At 76.1% G+C, this 21,196-nt stretch carries 19 protein-coding genes; 11 read left to right on the forward strand and 8 right to left on the reverse strand.

Annotation, left to right across the window (positions count from 1 at the left end; translation table 11 throughout):
• Positions 1-129: 129 nt before the first annotated feature.
• The 3 genes from FMM08_RS17605 (at position 130) to FMM08_RS17615 (ending at position 4,273) form a co-directional block, all read left to right on the forward strand.
• On the forward strand, positions 130-588 hold the full coding sequence (locus FMM08_RS17605; RefSeq protein WP_147927679.1) for an ATP-binding protein: 459 nt from the start codon (positions 130-132) through the stop codon (positions 586-588).
• Positions 589-765: 177 nt separating this feature from the next.
• Positions 766-2,259, forward strand: a complete 1,494-nt coding sequence (locus tag FMM08_RS17610) for a malate:quinone oxidoreductase (protein ID WP_255472538.1) — start codon at positions 766-768, stop codon at positions 2,257-2,259.
• Positions 2,260-2,266: 7 nt separating this feature from the next.
• Positions 2,267-4,273 carry a PP2C family protein-serine/threonine phosphatase gene (locus FMM08_RS17615; RefSeq protein ID WP_147927681.1) on the forward strand — a complete coding sequence of 669 codons (2,007 nt, stop codon included), beginning with the start codon at positions 2,267-2,269 and terminating at the stop codon, positions 4,271-4,273.
• A 22-nt stretch (positions 4,274-4,295) separates the two neighbouring features.
• Here FMM08_RS17615 and FMM08_RS17620 read toward each other — a convergent pair whose 3' ends face one another.
• The 5 genes from FMM08_RS17620 to FMM08_RS17640 form a co-directional block, all read right to left on the reverse strand.
• Positions 4,296-5,192, reverse strand: a complete 897-nt coding sequence (locus FMM08_RS17620) for a transglutaminase-like domain-containing protein (protein WP_222710895.1) — start codon at positions 5,190-5,192, stop codon at positions 4,296-4,298.
• 61 nt (positions 5,193-5,253) lie between these two features.
• Positions 5,254-6,735: an amino acid permease gene (locus tag FMM08_RS17625; RefSeq protein ID WP_255472539.1), complete on the reverse strand. Its 1,482-nt coding sequence runs from the start codon at positions 6,733-6,735 to the stop codon at positions 5,254-5,256.
• Positions 6,736-6,828: 93 nt separating this feature from the next.
• Positions 6,829-7,749 (reverse strand): serine/threonine-protein kinase, encoded by a 921-nt coding sequence (locus FMM08_RS17630; RefSeq protein WP_187279826.1) that lies wholly within the window; start codon positions 7,747-7,749, stop codon positions 6,829-6,831.
• Between the two features lie 82 nt (positions 7,750-7,831).
• Positions 7,832-8,476 carry a TetR/AcrR family transcriptional regulator gene (locus tag FMM08_RS17635; RefSeq protein ID WP_187279827.1) on the reverse strand — a complete coding sequence of 215 codons (645 nt, stop codon included), beginning with the start codon at positions 8,474-8,476 and terminating at the stop codon, positions 7,832-7,834.
• Between the two features lie 18 nt (positions 8,477-8,494).
• On the reverse strand, positions 8,495-9,190 hold the full coding sequence (locus FMM08_RS17640) for a hypothetical protein (RefSeq protein ID WP_147927684.1): 696 nt from the start codon (positions 9,188-9,190) through the stop codon (positions 8,495-8,497).
• A gap of 59 nt (positions 9,191-9,249) precedes the next feature.
• Here FMM08_RS17640 and FMM08_RS17645 point away from each other — a divergent pair, with 59 nt between their 5' ends.
• Positions 9,250-10,539, forward strand: a complete 1,290-nt coding sequence (locus FMM08_RS17645; protein WP_187279828.1) for a glycosyltransferase — start codon at positions 9,250-9,252, stop codon at positions 10,537-10,539.
• A gap of 10 nt (positions 10,540-10,549) precedes the next feature.
• Entirely contained in the window at positions 10,550-11,362 is an 813-nt protein-coding gene (gene proC, locus FMM08_RS17650; protein ID WP_255472542.1) for a pyrroline-5-carboxylate reductase, read from the forward strand.
• Here proC and FMM08_RS17655 read toward each other — a convergent pair.
• Positions 11,359-11,850 carry a nitroreductase family deazaflavin-dependent oxidoreductase gene (locus FMM08_RS17655; RefSeq protein ID WP_147927686.1) on the reverse strand — a complete coding sequence of 164 codons (492 nt, stop codon included), beginning with the start codon at positions 11,848-11,850 and terminating at the stop codon, positions 11,359-11,361. The two genes, proC and FMM08_RS17655, sit on opposite strands and share 4 nt — an antisense overlap.
• A gap of 74 nt (positions 11,851-11,924) precedes the next feature.
• Between FMM08_RS17655 and FMM08_RS17660 the strand changes: the two genes are divergently transcribed.
• Positions 11,925-12,857, forward strand: coding sequence for an NAD(+)/NADH kinase (locus tag FMM08_RS17660; RefSeq protein ID WP_147927687.1), 933 nt, complete (start codon positions 11,925-11,927; stop codon positions 12,855-12,857).
• A gap of 14 nt (positions 12,858-12,871) precedes the next feature.
• Here FMM08_RS17660 and FMM08_RS17665 read toward each other — a convergent pair whose 3' ends face one another.
• The gene (locus tag FMM08_RS17665) at positions 12,872-13,312 is read right to left on the reverse strand and encodes a nitroreductase family deazaflavin-dependent oxidoreductase (RefSeq protein ID WP_147927688.1); all 441 of its coding nucleotides are present in this window, start codon (positions 13,310-13,312) and stop codon (positions 12,872-12,874) included.
• 130 nt (positions 13,313-13,442) lie between these two features.
• Between FMM08_RS17665 and FMM08_RS17670 the strand changes: the two genes are divergently transcribed.
• Positions 13,443-14,045 (forward strand): methylated-DNA--[protein]-cysteine S-methyltransferase, encoded by a 603-nt coding sequence (locus FMM08_RS17670; protein WP_147927689.1) that lies wholly within the window; start codon positions 13,443-13,445, stop codon positions 14,043-14,045.
• Here FMM08_RS17670 and FMM08_RS17675 read toward each other — a convergent pair.
• Positions 13,993-15,483 (reverse strand): aldehyde dehydrogenase family protein, encoded by a 1,491-nt coding sequence (locus FMM08_RS17675; protein WP_222710896.1) that lies wholly within the window; start codon positions 15,481-15,483, stop codon positions 13,993-13,995. The two genes, FMM08_RS17670 and FMM08_RS17675, sit on opposite strands and share 53 nt — an antisense overlap.
• Before the next feature lie 122 nt (positions 15,484-15,605).
• Between FMM08_RS17675 and FMM08_RS17680 the strand changes: the two genes are divergently transcribed.
• The 4 genes from FMM08_RS17680 to FMM08_RS24010 are packed head-to-tail and all read left to right on the forward strand — an operon-like array spanning position 15,606 to position 21,152.
• The gene (locus tag FMM08_RS17680; protein ID WP_147927690.1) at positions 15,606-17,330 is read left to right on the forward strand and encodes a carbamoyltransferase family protein; all 1,725 of its coding nucleotides are present in this window, start codon (positions 15,606-15,608) and stop codon (positions 17,328-17,330) included.
• A complete protein-coding gene (locus FMM08_RS17685) occupies positions 17,327-19,000 on the forward strand; it encodes an HAD-IIIA family hydrolase (RefSeq protein WP_147927691.1) in 1,674 nt (557 codons plus the stop codon). The genes FMM08_RS17680 and FMM08_RS17685 overlap by 4 nt, the downstream gene beginning before the upstream one ends.
• Positions 18,997-20,136, forward strand: a complete 1,140-nt coding sequence (locus FMM08_RS17690) for a glycosyltransferase family 9 protein (RefSeq protein ID WP_147927692.1) — start codon at positions 18,997-18,999, stop codon at positions 20,134-20,136. Before FMM08_RS17685 ends, FMM08_RS17690 begins: the two co-directional genes overlap by 4 nt.
• Positions 20,133-21,152, forward strand: coding sequence for a glycosyltransferase family 4 protein (locus FMM08_RS24010; protein WP_147927693.1), 1,020 nt, complete (start codon positions 20,133-20,135; stop codon positions 21,150-21,152). The genes FMM08_RS17690 and FMM08_RS24010 overlap by 4 nt, the downstream gene beginning before the upstream one ends.
• Positions 21,153-21,196: the final 44 nt, after the last annotated feature.

Consider the following 21,196-nt stretch of genomic DNA (forward strand, 5'->3'; position numbering starts at 1 on the left):
GCGGCCAGCGGTCTGGACCGGCGGAGCAGGCCGAACCGGTCCAGACTCGGGGGTGTGCTCCCGTCGCGGGCCCGGCAACCGGTCCAGAGCGCTGTGGTGCGAGTGGTGCGAGACCCCTGAGGAGCTGCGGTGTGCGAGGTGACGGCGGCGGCCAGCACGACCCTGCCCTCGGACACGAGCGCGCCGCGCCTGGCGCGGGTGTTCCTGCGCACCGCCCGCTGCCCCCAGCACCACTCCACCGTGCTGGACGACGCCGAGCTGCTGACCTCCGAGCTGGTGACCAACGCCGTGGTCCACGGTGCGCCGCCGGTGACCCTGGCGGTGGAGTGCGACACCTCCAGCGGGATGCGGGTGCGCGTCACCGACGGCAGCTCCCGCCAGCCGCTGCCGCGCGCGGCGCGCCCCGCGGACGTCGACGGGCGCGGCATGGCCCTGGTGGACCTGCTGTCCGCCGCGTGGGGCGCGGAGCCCACCGAGCACGGCAAGGAGGTCTGGTTCCTGCTGCGCCGCAGCCCGCAGAGCGCCCCCCTCGGCGGCTCGCAGGGCCGCTCCGCCCGCGACGAGGCCGCGCAGCGCTGGGGGCCCTGAGGGCTCACGACCCGCGGCGACCGCCTGCGACGTGCGCCACAGCCCCGCCGGGGCGCGTCGACCGCGCGGCCCGGAGAGCGGGATGATGGGAGGTGGCTCGCGCGAGCGGGCCGGAGTGCACCACCGACGTCGACCGACGTCCTCACCGAGGAGGCAGCGCTGAGCGCCCAGGAGTCCGTGGTCAACAACGCCCGTGCAGCCAGCGCCGCGCCCGACGTCGTCATGGTCGGCGGCGGCATCATGAGCGCCACGCTCGCCGCGCTGCTGGGGCTCGTGCAGCCGGACTGGTCCGTCGTCGTCCTGGAGTCGGGGCCGTCGGTGGGGCTGGAGAGCTCCGACCCGTGGAACAACGCCGGCACCGGCCACGCGGCGCTGTGCGAGCTGAACTACACCCCGGCGGGCCCCGACGGCCGGGTCGACCCGGCCAAGGCCGTGGGGATCAACGAGCAGTTCCAGGTCTCCCGCCAGCTGTGGTCCTCCCTGGTGCGCGCCGGGCTCACCGACGACCCGAAGGCGTTCATCACCTCGGTGCCGCACGTCAGCTTCGTCACCGGCGAGGACGGGCAGCGCTACATGCGCGCCCGCTACGAGGCGCTGAAGGCCCAGCCGCTGTTCTCCGAGCTGGAGCACACCGCGGACCCGTCCGAGCTGGCCGAGTGGGTCCCGCTGGTGATGGCCGGGCGCGACCCGGCGCAGGAGGTCGCCGCGACCCGCTCCCTGGCCGGCACCGACGTCAACTTCGGCGCCCTCACCGGGCTCCTGCTCGACGCCGCCCAGCGCCGCGGCGTGCACGTGGCCACCGGCACCCGCGTCACCGGCCTCAAGCGCACCCCGTCGGGGCGCTGGCAGGTGCAGGTGCAGGACGTCGCCACCGGGCACCGCAGCGCGCTGGTCACCCGCTTCGTCTTCGTCGGCGCCGGCGGTGGGGCGCTGCCGCTGCTGCAGCACTCCGGCATCAAGGAGATCCGCGGGTTCGGCGGGTTCCCCGTGAGCGGGCAGTTCCTGCGCACCCGCCGCAAGGACCTCGTCTCCCAGCACCACGCGAAGGTCTACGGCCAGGCCGAGGTCGGGGCCCCGCCGATGTCGGTGCCCCACCTCGACCTCCGCTCGGTGGACGGGGAGCAGTCGCTGCTGTTCGGCCCGTACGCGGGCTTCTCGCCGAAGTTCCTCAAGGCGGGGTCGCTGTTCGACCTGCCGCGCTCGGTCAAGGCCAACAACCTGTCCTCGATGCTGGGCGTGGCCCGCTCGGAGCTGGCGCTCACCAAGTACCTCGTGCAGCAGGTGCTGCAGACGCGCGGACAGCGCCTGGAGGCGCTGCGCACCTTCTTCCCCGAGGCCGGGGACGGCGACTGGGAGCTCATCACCGCGGGTCAGCGCGTCCAGGTGATCAAGAAGGACCAGCGCGGCCGCGGCGTCCTGCAGTTCGGCACCGAGCTGGTGACCGGGGCCGACGGCACGATCGCCGGTCTGCTCGGGGCCTCCCCGGGTGCCTCGACGGCGGCCTCGGCGATGCTCACCCTGCTCGAGCGGTGCTTCCCCGAGCGCATCGACGCGTGGCGCCCGCTGCTGAGCGACGTCATCCCCTCCTACGGCCGGAAGCTGTCCGACGACCCCTCCCTGGCGCAGGAGGTGCGTGAGGAGACCGCGCGCACCCTGCACCTGACGGCATGACCTGCTGGTGACGCCGGCGGAGGGGCCGTTCGCCGCGGCTGGCGAGCTGCGCGGCGCCTACGAGGCCGTCGACTGGTCCGCCACGCCCGTGGGGGCGCCCGAGACGTGGTCGACGCCGCTGCGCACGGCCCTGTCGCTGGCGTTCGCCACGAGCTTCCCGGTGACGCTGCTGTGGGGTCCCCGGTTCGTGCTGCTCTACAACGCCGCGTACGCGCGGATGCTCCCCGGCAAGCACCCGTGGGGGCTTGGCACACCGTGCGAGGACGTCTTCGGCGAGATCTGGGACCAGATCGGCCCGCTCATGCGCGGGGTGCTCGCCGGTGACGGTGCTGTGCGCATGGTCGACCAGGAGCTGTACATCGACCGCCGGGGCTTCCCCGAGGAGTGCTACTTCGACTACTGCTACTCCCCCGTCGCCGGAGACGACGGGGCGGTGGAGGGCGTGCTCGACATCGCCGTGGAGACCACCGCCCAGGTGCTGGAGCGGCGTCGCTCGGCGCTGCTGCGGCGCCTGGCGGACCTGCCGCGCGTGCTGCGCAGCACCGCCGACCTGGCGCGGCTGGCGCTGCCGGTGCTGCGCACCGACCCGGGCGACCTCCCCCTGCTGGAGCTGCTGGTGCCCGGCGAGGCCCCGCGGCAGCGCGAGGTCCGCCTGCTGGGCCCCCCTCCGCGTGCGGTGGACGAGGCCGTGGTGGTGGGCGCCAGTGCGGCGGGGCGCACCGCGTGGGTGCGGGTGCCGGGCGTGGGGCCGGCGCACGACCGGCCGCTGCTCGTGGTGGCCCTCTCCCCGGGGCTCGCCGAGGACGAGCACTACCTGGGCTTCCTGCGGCAGGTCGCGGCGGCCCTGGGTGGTGCTCTGGCGGTGGCCTCCGCCGCCGAGGCCGCGCAGGCGCGGGTGGAGCTCCAGGGCGCCCAGGTGCGCCGGCTGCTGGGCCTGGTGCGGGTGCTGCAGGAGCTGCCCGAGGCCGCCGACGTGGCCCAGCTGGAGGGCGTGGTGGAGCGCGGGGCGGCCAGGCTGCTCGGCGCCCGCAGGGCGCAGCTGTCCCTCGGTGCTCCCGACGACGGCGACGGGGTGGCCGTCGCGGCGGCGGAGGCCCGGGGCGCGGTGCACCTCGACGTGGGCGACCGCCACCTGGGGCTGCTGGAGCTGGCCTGGGCCGACGGGCAGCACCAGACCGAGCTCGCCGAGGAGGACCGGGCGGTGCTGTCGGTGCTGGCCAGCTCCACCGCCCAGGCCCTGGAGCGGGCCGCTGCCCGCGAGGCGGAGCAGCGCGCCACCGAGGCCGTGCGCGCCATCGCCGAGGAGCTGCAGCGCAGCCTGCTCACCGAGCCCCCGCCCGTGACGGGGCTCGACCTCGCGGTGCGCTACGTGCCGGCCGCGGAGCACGCGCAGGTGGGCGGGGACTGGTACGACGCCTTCACCACTGCCACCGGCGCTCTGCAGCTGGTCATCGGTGACGTCACCGGTCACGACCAGCGCGCCGCCGCGGCCATGGGGCAGCTGCGCAACCTCCTGCGGGGCATCGCCCACAGCGGGGTGCGCACGCCGTCGCAGGTGCTCGCCGAGCTCGACGCCGCGCTGCCGCACCTGGGCGTGACGTCACTGGCGACGGCGGTGCTCGGCTCCCTGTCCCCGGCGGAGCCCGACGGCTCCCGGGAGCTGGTGTGGAGCAGCGCGGGACACCTGCCGCCGCTGCTGCTCGTGCCCGGCGCCGCCCCGCGCCTGCTCGAGGAGCCCGCCGAGCTGCTGCTGGGCCTGCAGGTCGACACCCGCCGCACCGACCACCGCACGGTGCTGCCCGCCGGGGCGACCGTGCTGCTCTACACCGACGGCCTGGTGGAGCGGCGCGGCGTGGACCTCTCCAAGGGGCTGGTGTGGCTCCGCAGCGCGGCCGCCGGCCTGGACGGCGCGAGCCCCGACGAGGTCTGCGACGCCCTGCTCGACCTCGTCGGCGGCCGCGTGGACGACGACATCGCTCTCGTCGCCGTCCGCCTCGTCGGCCGCCACCTCTGACCTGGCCCTGGTTCGCAGGGGCTCAGCGGAGGAGGACGGGCCCCGTGGGGTCGGTGGGGAGGTCACCGCCGGTCACCACGGCCCGCACCTGCATCTCGCGCAGCGCCACGCCACCCCGCAGCGAGGTCAGGAAGGCCGTGTCCACGGCGTCACGGCCGGTGCTGATGCGCCACAGCGACGGACGCGGAGCCAGGTGCGTGGCGTCGTGCACCTGCCACTGCGCAGCTCCTGCGCCGTCCTCCACCCTGATCTCGGCGACGGCGTGGAAGTCCATCGGGGACAGTCCGGGGGCGTACACGGCGGTCAGGCGCGCGGGCAGCTCCAGGGCGCGCGCGAGGGTCACCACGAGGTGGGCGTAGTCGCGGCAGACGCCCTGTCCGCGCAGGAGGGTCTGGACCGCCCCGTCGAACGGCGTGGAGGAGCCCGAGGTGTAGACGAGCCGGTCAGCCACCCAGGCGGTGATGCGCTCGGCGAGCTCGGCGTCGCCGGTCTGGGCGCGGGTGCCGAACTCCGCGGCGGCGAACGCGGTCAGCTCGTCGGAGGGGCAGTACCGGCTGGGCCGGTTGAGCTCGAAGCGCTCCACCAGGTCGACGGGCGAGGGGGCGCCGGCCGCGTCCGCCGCGGGCGTGAGCCGACCGGCGTACTCGACCACCACGCGGCCCGCGGGAACGCCGGTGAGGACGTGCATGCGCTCACCGCGCTCGCGCGGACCGACGGCCACCTCGACGGGCAGGGCGGCCTGCGGCAGCGGACCGTCGGCGTGGGTGACGACGAGCTCGTCCTCCACGGTCGAACCGGGGGTCCGGGCTGCGGCGACCAGCAGCGACAGGTCCGCCGGGGAGGACAGCTGCAGCTCCAGCCTCGCGAAGACCTCCCTCGTCAGCGCCGAGGAGGTGGGAGTGGGGGCGGTGGCGGTCACGGGCGCCCATTCTGGGGGCTCTGACCGCCGCCGCGCCCGCTCGGGCCCCGGCTCGGTGGCCTCAGCCGTGGGGGCGGTGGTCCGTGCCGGGCCGCTCTGCGACCACGGGGTACTCGCCGGTGTAGCCCTCGCGCTCGGCGGCCACGGCCAGCACGCGCCTGCGCACCGCGAACCAGCCGACGATCAGCCCTGGAACGATGACCACCAGGGTGGCGAGCGTCCAGGTGCCGATGGGGTAGTCGAAGCCGATGAGCACGAGCACCACCGCGAGGAAGACCAGCGTGGCGTACCCGGTGTACGGCGCGCCCATCATCTTGAAGCGGGGCCGCTCCACCACGCCCTGCTTCGACAGGCTGAACAGCCGCAGCTGGCACAGGACGATGGTCCCCCAGGCCGCCACGATGCCCAGCGCCGACATGTTGAGGACGATCTCGAAGGCCTGCCCCGGGACGACCGCGTTGAGGCCCACCCCGAGCAGGGTGATGACGCCGGTCAGCGCGATGCCGCCGAACGGCACGCCGTTGCGCGTCATCTTGCCGGTGAACTTCGGCGCGGACCCCGCCACCGACATCGACCGCAGGATGCGCCCGGTGGAGTACAGACCGGCGTTGAGGCTGCTGAGCGCGGCGGTGAGCACGATGACGTTCATGATGTCACCGGCGGCGGGCACGCCGATGCGCGAGAAGAACGAGACGAACGGGCTCTCGCCGTCCTTGTAGGCGGTGTAGGGCAGCAGCAGGCCCAGCAGCACCAGCGAGCCCACGTAGAACAGCGCGATGCGGAAGATCACGGCGTTGATGGCCTTGGGCATGATCTTCTCGGGGTTCTCGGTCTCACCGGCGGTGGTGCCGACCAGCTCCACCGCGGCGTAGGCGAAGACCACGCCCGAGGTGACCAGCACCAGCGGCAGCAGGCCGGTGGGGAACAGGCCGCCGTTGTCGGCGATGACCGACGGGCCCGTGGTCTCGCCGTCCACCGTGAAGCGGCCCAGGAGGAACACCAGGCCGATGACGATGAACGCGCTCAGCGCGATGACCTTGAGCAGCGCCGCCCAGAACTCCAGCTCGCCGAAGAGCTTGACCGAGATGAGGTTCATCGACAGCACCACGACCAGCGCCACCAGCGCGATCACCCACTGGGGCACCACCTCGGTGGCGCCCCAGTAGTGGACGTACAGCGCGATGGCGGTGACGTCGACGATGGAGGTCATCGCCCAGTTGAGGAAGTACATCCACCCCGCCACGAAGGCGAAGCGCTCGCCGTAGAACTCGCGGGCGTAGGAGACGAACGACCCCGAGGACGGACGGTGGAGCACCAGCTCGCCGAGCGCCCTCAGGATGAGGAAGACGAACACGCCGCAGATCGCGTAGACGAGGAACAGGCCGGGGCCGGCGTTGGCGAGCCGCCCGCCGGCGCCCAGGAACAGGCCGGTGCCGATGGCCCCGCCGATGGCGATCATCTGGATCTGCCGCGGCTTGAGGCCCTTGTGGTAACCCTCGTCCTCGGCGGTCAGGTCCGCCTGGCTGCGCGTCTGGGAGCTCACAGGGCTCCACCTCCTCGTGTTCGGCCGGGGCGACCCTAGGTGCCTGGGCGCACCTGTGCGCGACGAGGGTGTGTCGGCGGCGTGACACGCGCCTCACACGAGGGCCGCGGTGAGCTCCTCGACGAGCGCCGTGCACGACGGTGGCCGCTCGGCCGGGTCCACGGCGAGCGCGCGGGCCACCACCCTGTCGAGCGCCACGGGCAGCCAGCGGCGCCGCCGGCTGAGCTTCGGGGGACGGCCGGCCACGTGGGCGCGGGCCACGGCGAACGTCGTGGAGAACGGGTACGGCGGCTCCCCCGAGAGCAGCTCCACCGCCGTGCACGCCAGGGAGTACACGTCGGTGGCGGGCGTGACCCGCTGCGCCTGGAGCAGCTCGGGCGCCGCGTACGGCAGCGACCCCGCCACCCGGCCGTGGCGGGCCAGCGGCCGGGACTCGTCCAGGCTGCGCGCCAGCCCGAAGTCGGTCACCGCGGCCCGGCGGTCAGGTGGTGCCGCGAGCAGCACGTTGGTGGGCTTGACGTCGCCGTGCACCACGTCGAGCGCGTGCACGGCGTCGAGGCCGGCCGCCGCCTGCGCGAGCACGTCGAGGATGCGGTCGACGTCGGGGCGCCCGCGCCCGCGCGGCCGCAGCGCGGCCGACGTGCCGCCGTCGAGCAGCTCCATCGCCGCCCACAGCAGCGGCTCCTCCAGAGCGCTGCCCCGGGGCAGCTCCTCGCCGTGGGTGAGGACGGCGACGACGCCGGGGTGGCGCACCTCGGTGGCCACCTCGCACTCGCGGTGGAAGCGGCGGCGCCCCGCACCGGTGGCCGCGGCGCTCGGCTCGAGCACCTTGAGGGCCTCCTCGCGGGCGCTGCGCCCGGCCCCCCGCAGCACCCGGTACACCTGCGCGCTGCCACCGCGGCCCAGCAGCCCGAGCACGAGGCGCCCGCCGATGACCTGCCCGGGGACCAGCAGGTCGCGGCGCCCGTCCCCGGCCAGGGCGAGCAGCTCCGCCTCGCGGTCCCACGGGATCACCCCGGCAGTGTGCTGCGTGTCCGGCGGAGGCGCAGCCGGCCCGGCCGGGTCCGGGGTGCCCGTCGTCGGGCACCTGGTGCGTCTAGGACCCCTCGACGGCGGCGACCTGCTCGCGCAGGGTGCGCAGCTGATGCCCGACCCAGCGGACGTAGCGCGACGCGTCCCAGCCGCGCGCGACGGTGAAGTGGAGGTAGGTCTCGGGGGCGAGGACGTGGCCGAGCAGGTCGGTGGCCGTGGGGACGTCGCCGTCGTCGAGGAGCCCGCGGGTGGCGAACCACCGGGCCCCGACGGCCATGTCCTGCCAGCGCCGCTCCTCCAGGCGCTCGTAGGCGGCCTGGGCCTCCGGGTCGACCCGGGCCGCCGTGCTCAGGGCCGCGACCAGTGGCGCCGACCGCTCGTTGGCCTCGGCGAGGAAGGCCAGGTACCGCTCGAAGGCGGTGTCGACGTCGGCCTCTGCCATGACGGCCGTGAGCTCCGGTCGGTCGGTCAGCAGCTGCTCGCCCTCGTCACCGGCGAAGGCGCGGTCGAGCGCGGCGACCAGGAGCGCGTGCTTGGCCCCCTGCAGGTGCACCGTCGGGACGGAGACGCCGGCCCGCTCCGCGACGGCCTTCATCGTCGTCGCGGCGTAGCCCCGGGCGGCGAAGAGCTCAGCGGCGGCGTCGAGGACGCGCGCCCGCGTCTCGGAGGCGTCCGCCTCGCGCTTCGGGGAGCGGTAGGAGCGGGGCACGCGTCCATCCAACCCGGCTCAGACGGGCCGGGGCGTGGCGGTCCGGGCCCGGCCCGCCAGCAGCACCGCACCGGCGACCACCTGCGAGCACGTGGAGAACAGCAGGGCGCCGGTGATGACGGCGGGATCCGAGGCGGTCGTCACCACGATCCCGGCGACGACGGCGGCCGCCGTCAGCCCCGGGAACGCCCACCGCGCGGCACCGGCGGCCACGCGGGCGACGACGACGACGGTCGACGCGGTGAGGAGCAGCACCAGCTGCGTCAGACCGGCCGCGGTGAGGATCCAGGCCGACTCCGGCCCACTGCCACCGCCGCCGTAGGAGAGCACCCAGTACGTCACCTGGCTCATCAGGAACACCGCGCCGAAGGAGAGCAGCGCCACGGTGCCGAGCACCCGGCGACCGCAGATCCCGTTCGAGCCGGTCGACCCCAGGGCCAGCGGCAGCATCGCAGCGGCGTGCACGACGGCTGCGGCGAGGTAGAAGGCGCTGAACGTCGCCACGGCGGAGTCCGGTGCACCGTCACCGAGACCCGCCTCGAGCACGGTCGCGACGGTCAGCAGGAGCCCTCCGGTCATGACCCCCGCCCCGCCTCCGACCGCCCACACCGGGCGGCGGCCGGCGCCCTGCGAGCCGCGGCGCTGCTGCGAGACGGCTGCGGGGACGGTGGGGGTGGGGTCGGCGGTCTGGCTGTGCTGCGGGGCGCTCGACACGATCGGCTCCTCCAGTTGACTGGAGCATCACCATATTCACTAGAGTTGGGATCATGTCAATGAGTGGACCACCCGTCCGCCGGGCCCTCCTGTGCGCCATGCCCGCTGTGGGGCACGTCGACCCGGTGCTCGTCGTCGCTCGCGAGCTGCTCCGCCGGGGGTGGCAGGTGGACGTGCTCACCGGCGCCCGGTACGAGGACCGGGTCACCGGCGCCGGCGCCGGCTTCGTGGCCCTGCCCGCCGAGGCCGACACCCTGGACGCCGTCGGCAGCTCCGACGACCGCAAGCGCGGCCTGGACGCCCTCAACGCCGGGGTCGAGGAGGCCTTCGTCCGGCCCGCGCCTGCGGCGGCGCGCCGCATCGAGGAGCACCTGGACGCCCAACCGGTCGACCTCGTGGTCCACGACTCGACCTTCCTCGGCGTGCAGGGACTCCTGGCGAGGCCGCGCGCGCAGCGCCCCCTCGTCGTCCTCCTCGGGATCGGGCCGGTCGGGTTCTCCAGCCGCGACTGCCCGCCCTTCGGGCTGGGGATCACCCCGTCACGACTCCCCGTCTGGGGAAGCGCTCGGGACGCCGTGCTGCGCGCGGTCGCCCCGCGGCTGCTGGCCCCGGTGCACCGGTCGCTCGACGCCTTCCTGACCTCCGTGGGCGCGGCGACGCTCGGGTCGGCGTTCTTCACCGACGTCGTCACGCGCAGCGACCTCCTGGCGCAGGGCACCGTCCCCGAGTTCGAGTACCCGCGCTCCGACGCCCCCCGGCACCTGCGCTTCTACGGGCCGATGCAGGCTCCTCCGCCGCCCGGGCTGCAGGCGCCCGACTGGCTCGGCGAGCTCGGCGGCCGCCCGGTGGTCCACGTCACCCAGGGCACCGTCGCCAACACCGACTTCAGCGAGCTCGTCGGGCCGGCCCTGGAGGCGCTCGCGGACGAGCCGGTGGACGTCGTGCTCACCGCCGGCGGCCGCGCGGTCTCCGACCTGCCAGCCCTCCCGTCCAACGCCCACGCGGCCGCCTACCTCCCCTACGACGCGCTGCTGCCGCTCACCCGCGCGTTCGTCACCAACGGCGGGTACGGCGGCCTGCACCAGGCGATGCGCCACGGGGTCCCGATCGTCATCGCCGGAGACTCCGAGGACAAGGTGGAGACCTCGGCCCGCGTGCGCTGGTCAGGAGCGGGGATCAGCCTGGGGACCGGCAGGCCCACCGCGGCGCAGGTGGGGCGCGCGGTGAGGAGGGTCCTGGCGGACGACCGCTACACGCTGGCCTCGCGGCGCATCGGCGGGCGCATCGCCGCCTCGCGCGGCGCCGCCGGCCTCGTCGACGACGTCGAGGAGCTCCTCGCGCCGCTCTAGGCTCGCCGCCGTGGCAGACGCGGAGCAGGCAGCGGTGGACGTGGCGGTCCTGGGGACCGGGACGATGGGCGAGGCGGTGCTCGCCGCGGTGCTGGCCGGCGGTCAGCCCGCCGAGCGCACGCTCGCCACGGCCCGCCGCCCGCAGCGGGCCGCCGAGCTCACCGAGCGCCACGGCGTCCGCGTCGTCCCCGTGCGAGAGGCCGCCGCTGCCGACGTCGTCGTCCTGGGGGTGAAGCCGCAGCAGCTCGACGCCGTGGCGGCCGAGGTGGCGGGGGCCGTGCGCGAGGGGGCGCTGCTGGTGTCGCTCCTGGCGGGGGTGACCACCGCGCGGCTGGCCGCGGCGTTCCCCGGCGCGACGGTGGTGCGCACGGTGGTGAACACCCCGGCGCTGGTGGGCGCCGGAGTCACGGTGCTCGCGGCCGGCGCCGGCGCCGGTGAGGAGGAGCTGGCCCGCACCGAGCAGCTGCTCGCCGCCACCGGCACCGTGCTGCGCCTGGCCGAGGGCCAGCTCGACGCGGCCACCGGCGTCTCGGGTTCGGGGCCGGCGTTCGTCTTCGCCGTGGCCGACGCGCTCGCGGAGGGCGGGGTGGGCGCCGGGCTGCCGCGCGCGGTGGCGCTGCAGCTGGCCGCGGCGACCGTGCTGGGCGCCGGCCGGCTCATGGTGGAGACCGGCACGCACCCGGCGCTCCTGCGCGAGCAGGTGACCTCCCCCGCCGGGACCACCGCCGCGGGCCTGCGCGAGCTCGACGCGCAGGGGACGAGGGCCGCGCTGGTGTCGGCCGTCATGGCCGCGGCGAGGCGGTCGGCCGAGCTCGCCGGCTAGGCGGGCGGGCTCAGGACGACGACCGGCAGCACGCGGCTCGTGCGCTTCCGGTAGTCGTCCATGACGGGGGCCGCGGCGACCACCGCGGCCCACAGCCGCTGCCGCTCGGAGCCGACCGCCGTGCAGGCGGTGGCCCGGTGCTCGGCGCGGCCGATGCGCACCGTCACGCGCGGGTCGTCGAGGAGGTTGAGGTACCACGCCGGGTGCGCGTCGCGTCCGGCGTTCGAGGCGACCACCACGACCTCGTCGCCGGTCCGCAGGCAGCCGACCGTGGCGCTGCGGGGCTGCCCCGACCGCCGTCCGGTCGTGGTCAGCAGGGCGACGGCGGTGCCGCCCATCGAGGCGCCGAGCCGTCCGCCGCTGGCCCGGTAGGTGCGCGCGTGGGCCCGGGAGACGGCGTCGACCAGGCGTGCGGTGCGGCTGCCGGGAGCGGTGCTCGCGGCGAGGTCGGAGAAGCGGGTGGTGAGCCGATGAGCGGTGGAGGTCATGCGGGCACGGTGCCGACCACCGCTTGTCGCCCCCTTGGCACCTGCTTGGCGGCCGCGTGCGCGAGCATGGGTGGGTGACGACTGACGGGGGGCCGCCGCGCGTCGGGTTGGTGCTCCACCCCACGCGTGACGTCTTCTCCGTCTCCGAGCAGGTGGGCCGCTGGGCCGCCGAGCAGGGCGCCCAGGTGGTGGTCGCGGCCGGCGACGCCGCCCGGGTGGCCGGGCCGGTGCTCGAGGTGCCGCCGGAGGAGCTGGCCGCCGCGTGCCACGCCCTGGTCTCCCTGGGCGGCGACGGCACCATGCTGGGCGCGCTGCGCGCCTCCGCCGGGACGGGGGTGCCGGTGCTCGGCGTCAACCTCGGTCGCGTGGGCGTGCTCGTGGAGGTGGAGCCCTCCGAGGTGGCGCCGGCGCTGCAGCGCGTCGTGGAGGGCCGCTACTCCGTGGAGGCCAGGCCCGCGCTGCGCGTGACCGGCGTCGACCTCGAGGACGGCTCCACCTCGGCGGTGGCCTTCAACGACGTGGCGCTGTCGCGCTGCCCCGGCGACGGCATCGCCTCGGCCGCGCTGAGCATCGACGGGCAGGGCTACGGCGTGTACCGCTGCGACGCCGTCATCGTGGCCACGCCCATGGGGTCGACGGCGTACAGCTACGCCGCCGGCGGTCCGGTGGTGTCGCCGACGCTGTCGGCGATGGTGGTCGCGCCGGCGTCGCCGTGGTCGGGCATCTCCCGGCCGGTGGTGCTCTCCCCCGAGGACCACCTCGCGCTGGAGCTGCTGCCCGACAGCGGCGTGCTGGCGCTGGAGGTGGACGGCCGCGTGCTGGCGCCGCTGGCGCCGGGCGCGCGCATCGAGGTGGTGGAGGAGCGCGACGCCGGTCACGTCGTGCGCCTGGACAGGGCACGCCACGACCGGCGCTCGCGCGTGAAGCTCAGCCTGCTCGACCTGCCGCTGCTCCCGGAGGAGCTGCGCGAGCTGCTCCCCCGGGAGCTCGGCCACGCCCCCGACTGAGGCTCCGGCCCCGTTCAGGACTGACGGGGCTCCATGACCACGACGGGGATCAGCCGGTCGGTCTTGGTCTGGTACTCGGCGTAGTCGGGCCAGACGGCGACGGCGCGCTCCCACCACTGCTCGCGCTCCTCGCCGTGCACCTCACGGGCGGTGTAGTCGGCCTTGTGCGGACCGTCCTGCACCTCGACGTGGGGCTCGGCGAGCAGGTTGCGGTACCAGACGGGGTGCGTGGGGGCGCCGCCCTTGGAGGCGACCGCGGCGTAGGAGCCGTCGTGCTCGACCCGCATGAGCGGGGTCTTGCGCAGCTTGCCGCTCTTCGCACCGCGGTTGGTGACGATCATGACCGGCACCCCGCGCAGCGTGGTGCCCTCGGTGCCACCGGAGGACTCGTACTGCTCGACCTGGTCGCGGACCCACTGCTCGGGGCTGGGCTCGTACTCACCGCTGAGAGGCATGACCCCAGCCTCCGCCACGCCCCGCACCGCCCACCACCCGACCCCCTCCGTCCGCAGGCCGTCCGCAGGCCGTCCACAGGTCGCGGACCGGTCCGAGCGGGCGGGGGCGTCCGGCGGGCAGGGTGGGCGCATGGCCCTGATCCCCGCGCGACCGCTGCGCCACGCCCGCACGGACTCACCCCTCGGACCGCTGGTGGTGGTCGTCGACGACGACGGCGCGCTCGCCGGCCTCTACTACGCCGACGGGCACACGCCCGCCCCGCGGCCGACCGCCCTCGGCGGCTGCGCCGACCCCGACGACCCGCAGGTCCGCGCCGTCACGTCCGCCGTCCTCGCCTACCTGCGGGGGGAGTCCGACGTGCTGGAGGTGCCGCTGACCTCGGCCGCGGTGCCCGGCGCCACGGACCTGCAGCGCGCCGTCTGGGCGCAGATCGCCGCGATCCCGCGCGGCCAGACCCGGACCTACGGCGAGGTGGCCGCGGCGATCGGCAAGCCGACAGCGGTGCGCGCCGTGGGCCAGGCGGTCGGCCGCAACCCGCACTCCCTCGTGGTCCCGTGCCACCGCGTGGTCGGCTCCGGCGGGAAGATCACCGGCTACGCCGGCGGGGTCGAGGTCAAGCGGCGCCTGCTCGAGCTGGAGGGCGTCACGCTCGGCACCGCCGACGCCACCGGAACCCCGGTCAGCGACGCACCGGAGGCGCCGGCTCCAGGTGCACCGCCTTCAGCGCCGTGAGCTCGCCCAGCAGGTCCGGTCCGTAGCCGCGGCCGCGTCCGGAGGAGCGGCGCGGGTCGGCGGAGCCACCGGGAGCCCCGCCCCAGACGGCGTTGACCTTGACCGTGCCCACCTCCAGCTCGTCCGCGGCCTGCAGCGCGTGGGCGGTGTCGGGCGTCAGCACGGTGGCGGCCAGGCCGTAGGCGCCGGAACCGGCCAGGCGCAGGCCCTCCTCCCAGTCGGCCACCACGCGCACCGCGGCGACGGGACCGAACGTCTCCTCGGTCATGACGTCCATGTCGTCGGTGCACCCGACCAGCACGGTCGGCGGGTACCAGGCGCCGGGCCGGTCCAGCCGCTCACCACCGGCCAGCACCCGTGCCCCCGCCGCGCGAGCGGCCTCGACGTGCGCGGCCACCACGGCGAGCTGCCGCTCGTCGACCAGCGGGCCGAGCTGGCTGTCCGGGTCAGCGGGATCGGCGACGACGAGGCCGCGGGCGAGCTCCACCAGCTCGGCGAGCACGGCGTCGGCGACGTCGGCGTGCAGGTAGACGCGCTCCACGGAGGTGCACAGCTGACCGGTGTTGGTGAAGGCACCCGCCGCGACCTGGGCGGCGGCCCAGGCCGGGTCGACGCCGGCGTCGACGAGGAGCGGGTCCTTCCCGCCGTTCTCCAGCAGCGCGATCGCGCCGCGAGCGCCGGTGACGGCGCCGATGCGGCGCCCGGTGGCGGTGGAGCCGACCTGCGCCACGACGTCGACGCGGTCGTCGGCGACCAGCACCTCCCCCACCTCCCCGTCCCCGGTGACCACCTGCAGGACGCCCGGGGGCAGCGCCGCGGCGACGAGCGCGGCCATCGCCGCTCCGGGCCCGCTGGAGCGCTCCGACGGCTTGTGCACCACGGTGTTGCCCGCCACGAGCGCCGCGGCGAGCAGGCCGGCGGCTGCGGGGAACGGGTCGTTCCAGGGCGTGATGACGGCGACGGTGCCCCGCGGCTCGCGGCGGACCACGTCGATGGCGCCCGACGAGCCCGCCAGCGACCTGCCGGCGTCGAGCACGCCCGTGGTGGCCGCCTCCTCGAGCAGCTCCGCGGCCACCGCTGCGGACCCGCGGGCCTGGCCGACGAGGCGACCGGTGGTGGCGACGAGGAGGTCGCCGAGCACGTCGGCGTGGTCCCGCACGGACGCGGCGGCGGCCCGCAGGGCGGCGGCGCGCTCGCCGGGCGCGGTCGTCCGCCAGCCGCGGCGGGCGGCGCGGGCACCTGCGAGCGCGGCCTCGACCTGCTCCGGTGAGGCGCAGCGGACCTCCCCGGCGGGCTCACCGGTGGTCGGGTCCACCAGGGGCAGGGACCGGCCCGCGGCGTCGACCGGAGCGCCGTCCAGCCAGCAGCCCGTGGTCAGCGCGGGCACGTGCAGGGGGCTCGTGGGCTCGGTGGACCCCGTGGCATCGGTCAGCGTCACCCGGCCTGTCTACCGGCTGGTCGGCGTCCTCGCCCCGTGAGCCGGAGGCGGACGCCGGTCGCACACGTGATCGACCACTGATCGACTTTCGAGGTGTCCGCGTCTGCCCTAGACACCTCCCCATGAAGGTCTTGGGCGTCAACGCGGTCTTCCACGACTCCTCCGCCGCGCTCGTGGTGGACGGCGTCGTGGTGGCCGCCGCCGAGGAGGAGCGCTTCTCCCGGCGCAAGCACGGCAAGCGCCCCGTCCCGTTCTCGGCGTGGGAGCTGCCCGAGCTGGCGATGCGCTGGTGCCTGGACCACGCGGGCCTGGCGGTGGACGACCTCGACGCCGTCGCCTACGGCTACGACCCGTCGATGGCGCTGTCGGAGGAGGAGGGCCACGAGCGCGGCCTGCGCGACCCGTGGGACCACCTGCGCACCACGTACGCCTCCCGCGCCGCCGGGTTCCTCGCCACCGCGCTGCCGGGGCTGGACAAGGAGAAGGTGGTCTTCGTCCCCCACCACGTCGCGCACGCGGCGAGCTCGGGCCTGCCCGGACCGTCCACCACCGGCAGCGTCCTCGTGCTGGACGGCCGCGGCGAGCGCGGGAGCCACCTGTCGGGCCGCTACGTCGGCGGGAAGCTCGAGGTGCTGGCCACCACCGAGCTGCCGCACTCCCTGGGCCTGGTCTACGAGTCGCTCACCGACCACCTGGGCTTCCTGCGGTCCTCCGACGAGTTCAAGGTCATGGCGATGGCCTCCTACGGCACGCCGCGCCACCTCGAGGCGCTGCGCGAGCACGTCCACGCCACCGGCGACGGCCGGTTCGTGGCCACCGAGCCCGACTGGAGCCGCTTCGCCCCGCGGCGCACCCCCGCCGAGGCGGCCGCCACGAGCGCCGAGGCCCTCCCTCCCGAGCACGCCGACCTCGCCGCGTCCGTGCAGGCGCTCACCGAGGAGGTCCTCGTGGACCTGGCCACCTGGCTGCACGCCCAGACCGGCGACACCCTGCTGACCATGGCCGGCGGCACCGCGCTGAACTGCGTGGCCAACACGAAGATCTGGCAGCGCACCCCGTTCGAGCGCGTGTGGGTGCAGCCGGCCGCCGGAGACTCCGGCACGGCCCTGGGCGCCGCGCTGCAGGTGGCCGCGGAGCACGGCGACCGCATCCGTCCCATGGGCACCGCGGCGCTGGGCCGGGAGTGGACCGACGAGCAGCTGGCTGACTGGCTGCGCACGGCCGAGGTGCCCTTCACCACCCCCGGCAGCCGCGAGGCGCTCGCCGAGGAGGTGGCCGACGTGCTCGCCGCCGACGGCGTGGTCGCCTGGTTCGACGGGCGCAGCGAGTTCGGGCCCCGCGCCCTGGGCCACCGCTCCCTCATCGCCCACCCGGGCCACGCGCACAACGTGGAGCGCATGAACGACGTCAAGGGCCGCGAGCAGTTCCGCCCCATCGCCCCGATGGTGCTGGCCGAGCGCGCGACCGAGGTCTTCGAGAACGGGCCCTTCCCCAGCCCGTACATGCTCTTCGTGCACGACGTGAAGGACGGGTGGCGCGAGAGGATCCCCGCTGTGACGCACGTCGACGGCACCGCCCGCATCCAGACCGTCTCCGACGGCACAGGCGGCACAGCCGGGGTCGACGGAGGAGTCGACGAGAGCGCGAACCCCGGCGTCCACGCCCTCATCAGCGCCTTCGAGCGGCGCACCGGGCTGCCCGTCGTGGTGAACACCAGCCTCAACACCGCTGGACGCCCCATGGTCGACGACCCCCGCGACGCCCTCGAGCTGTTCGGGTCCGCCCCCGTCGACGTGCTGGTCCTCGGGCCGCACCTCGTGCGCCGGCAGTCGCTGTTCGCCTCGTGAGGCCCGGTGGTGGTGGCCCGCGCTGGGCGGTGGTCGTCCCCTCGGTGGGCCGTCCCAGCCTGCAGGTGCTGCTCGCCTCGCTGGCCGCTCAGGACACGGGGGAGGACGACGACGGCGGCGCCCTGCCGGCGCTCGTCGTCGTCGCTGACGACCGGCGCCTGACCGACGGGGGCTCGGGCCCTGCGGCGCTGCGGCCCGTGCTCGGCGCGCGCGGCGTGGAGCTCGTCGTGGTGCGCTCGGGAGGGCGCGGGCCGGCCGCGGCCCGCAACCTGGGGTGGCGCACCGCCGCGGCCCGCGTGGACGGCCTGGAGTGGGTGGCGTTCGTCGACGACGACGTCGAGCTGCCGCCGGCGTGGTCGCGCGAGCTGCTCGCCGACCTCGCCGACCTCGCCGCCGCGGGCGCCGTGGACCCCGGGCCCGCCGTCGGCGGCTCGCAGGGGCGCCTGCGCGTGCCGCTGCCGGCAGACCGCCGCCCCACGGACTGGGAGCGCGGCACCGCGGGGCTGGCCGACGCGGCGTGGGCCACCGCCGACATGGCCTACCGCCTCGACGCGCTGGTGGCCGTCGGCGGCTTCGACGAGCGCTTCCCCCGCGCCTACCGCGAGGACGCCGACCTGGCCCTGCGCGTGGAGCGGGCCGGCTGGTCGCTGGTGCGCGGTCGGCGCACCGCCGTGCACCCCGTGCGCCCCGCCGACGACCTCGTGAGCCTCCGCGTGCAGCGCGGCAACGCCGACGACGTCCTCATGGCCGCCCTGCACGGCCCCACGTGGCGCCGCGACGCGCAGGCCCCGCCCGGACGGCTGCGCTGGCACGCGGCGACCACGGCAGCCCTCGCGGCGGCCGGTCTCGGCGCGCTGACCGGCCACCGGCGCACGGCGGCGCTGGGCGCCCTGGCGTGGGCCGGGCTCACCGCCGACTTCGCCCGCCTGCGCATCACCCCCGGCCCGCGCGACACCGCCGAGGTGCGCCGCATGGTGCTGACGTCCGCCGCCATCCCCGTCGCCGCGGTGTGGCACCGCGCTCGAGGCCTCGCCCGCTGGCACCGACCCGGTGCGGGACCCGTGGCGCCGTGGCCGCAGGCCGTGCGCGAGGAGCCTCTCGCCGCCGTCCTCTTCGACAGGGACGGCACCCTCGTCCACGACGTCGCCTACAACGGAGACCCGGCCCAGGTGCGCCTGGTCGACGGCGCCCGCGAGGCGCTGGCCCGCGTGCGCGCCGCCGGGCTGCGCACCGGGATGGTCACCAACCAGTCCGGCGTCGCGCGCCGGATCATCACGCGCGACCAGGCCGACGCCGTCACCGCCGAGGTGGTCCGCCAGGTCGGCGGGCTCGACGTGGTCATGACGTGCCCCCACGGCCCCGACGACTCCTGCCCGTGCCGCAAGCCCGGCCCCGGCATGGTGGTCGAGGCCGCCCGCCGCCTCGGCGTGCCGACCTCGCGGGTCGCGGTGGTCGGCGACATCGCCGCCGACGTCGGCGCCGCGGTGGCCGCCGGCGCTCGAGGTGTGCTCGTCCCGACGCCCGTGACACGCTCGGAGGAGGTGGCGGCCGCCCGTGAGACGGCCACCTCCGGCGGCCCCGTCCTCGGTGTCGCCCCCGACCTGTCCGGCGCCCTGGACCTGCTGCTCGGCGCCGCGAACCGCCACTCACCGGCCGGAGGCCACGCATGACCGCCCAGCAGGACCCGAGGCGCGTGCTCGCCGTCCGCCTCGACAGCGACGGCGACGTCCTCATGACCGGCCCAGCGATCGCCGCCCTGCGCCGCGGCCCGGGCGGCACCGAGGTGGAGCGGCTCGACCTGCTCGCCGCCCCCGGCGGCGCCGGTGCCGCGCGGCTGCTGCCCGGGATCGACGAGGTGCTCGTCGCCGACGTGCCGTGGTCCGGCTACCAGCCGCCGGCCCCGGACGCCGCGGCGCTGACCGCCCTCGTCGACCTCCTGCGCGAGCGCTCCTACGACGAGGTCGTCGTCTTCACCTCCTACCACCAGAGCCCGCTGCCGATGGCGGTCCTCGCGCGCCTGGCCGGGGTGCCCCGCGTCATCGCCGCCAGCGACGACTACCCCGGCTCCCTGCTCGACCTGCGCCACAAGCGCCCCGGCGACCCCGACGGCACCGGCGGCGAGCACGAGGTGGTCGCCAGCCTCGGGCTGGTGGCCGCCAGCGGCCGCGTCATCCCCGCCGACCCGCGCACGGCGCTGCGCCGACCGCTCCCCGGGGTGCCGGGCTGGCTCCTGGAGCGCAGCACCACGGCCACCGGTGCCCTCGTCGTCGTCCACCCGGGAGCCTCCGTGCCGGCCCGCGCGGCGCGGCCCGACGTCGTCGCCCGCGCCACGGCCGCCCTCGTCGAGGCGGGCCACCACGTGGTGGTGACCGGCGGCCCCGGTGAGGTGGACCTCACCGGCCGCGTGGCGGCCGCGGCGCCCGGAGCGCTCGACGCCGGCGGGCGCACGTCGCTCGGCGAGCTGGCGGCGCTGCTGGACGCGGCGGACGTCGTCGTCGTGGGCAACACCGGACCGGCGCACCTGGCGGCAGCCGTCGGGACGCCCGTGGCCAGCCTCTTCTCCGCGGTGATGCCGGTGGAGCGGTGGGCGCCCTTCGGCGTGCCCGTGGTGGTGCTCGGAGACCTCGACGCCCCCTGCCGCCTCACGCGCGCGCAGCGCTGCCCGGTCGGAGACGGGAGCGGCCACCCCTGCCTCGACGTCTCCCCGGAGGCCGTCGTCGCGGCCGTCGCCGACCTCGCCTCCGGGCGCGTGCCCGTGCCGCCGCCGGCGCAGCCCGTCGCCGTCGAGGCCGGGCAGGCGCTGTGACAGGCCCGCCCCGGCGCCCGAGGGTCCTCCTCTGGCACGTCCACGGCTCGTGGACCACGGCCTTCGTGCAGGGCCGCCACGACTACCTCGTGCCCGTGCTGCCCGACCGCGGCCCGGACGGCCGCGGCCGCGCCCGCACGTGGGACTGGCCCGCGTCGGTGCGTGAGGTCACCCCCGAGCAGCTCGCTGACAGCACGCGCGGCGGCGACGCCCGCCCCGACGTCGTCCTCCTCCAGCGCCCCCACGAGGCGGAGCTGCTGCGGGAGTGGACCGGGCTGCGCGCCGGGGTCGACGTCCCGGCCGTCTACGTCGAGCACGACGCCCCCCGTGAGCACGCGGTCCGCTCGCGCCACCCCCTGGCCGACGCCACCTCCGAGGGGCGGGCACCGCTCCCGGTGGTGCACGTGACGCACTTCAACGCGCTCATGTGGGACTGCGGCGACGTGCCCACCCGGGTGGTGGAGCACGGCGTCGTCGACCCCGGCCACCTCGCCACCGGTGAGCGGGCCTCGCTCGCGGTGGTGGTCAACGAGCCGGTGCGCCGCTGGCGCGTGGCCGGCACCGACCTCGTGGTGGACCTGGCCCAGCGGGTGCCGCTGGACGTGTACGGCATGGGGATGGACGCGCTGCAGAGGTGCGCGCCCCACCTCGCCGGCCACCTCCACGAGGACCTGCCGCAGGCGCGGATGCACGCGGAGGTGGCCCGCCACCGCGCCTACTTCCACCCCTACCGGTGGACCAGCCTCGGGCTGGCGCTGGTGGAGGCCATGACCATGGGCCTGCCGGTCCTGGCCCTGGCCACCACGGCGGCGCCCGAGTCGGTGCCGCCGGAGGCGGGGTTCCTGTCCGCGGACCCCGCCGCGCTGGAGCGGACGGCCCAGCGCTGGCTGGCCGACCCGGCCGAGGCGCGAGAGCGTGGCCTCGCCGCCCGCGAGCACGCCCTGCGCCGCTTCGGGCTGGCGCGCTTCCTCGCCGACTGGGACGACGTCCTGGAAGGCGCCGGGGTCCAGCAGTAGGCCCCCGGGGTCGAGCACGCGGCCCCTTCCTGGACCTACCCAGG

The sequence above is a fragment of the Quadrisphaera setariae genome, assembly GCF_008041935.1.
GTDB classification, from domain to species: domain Bacteria; phylum Actinomycetota; class Actinomycetes; order Actinomycetales; family Quadrisphaeraceae; genus Quadrisphaera; species Quadrisphaera setariae.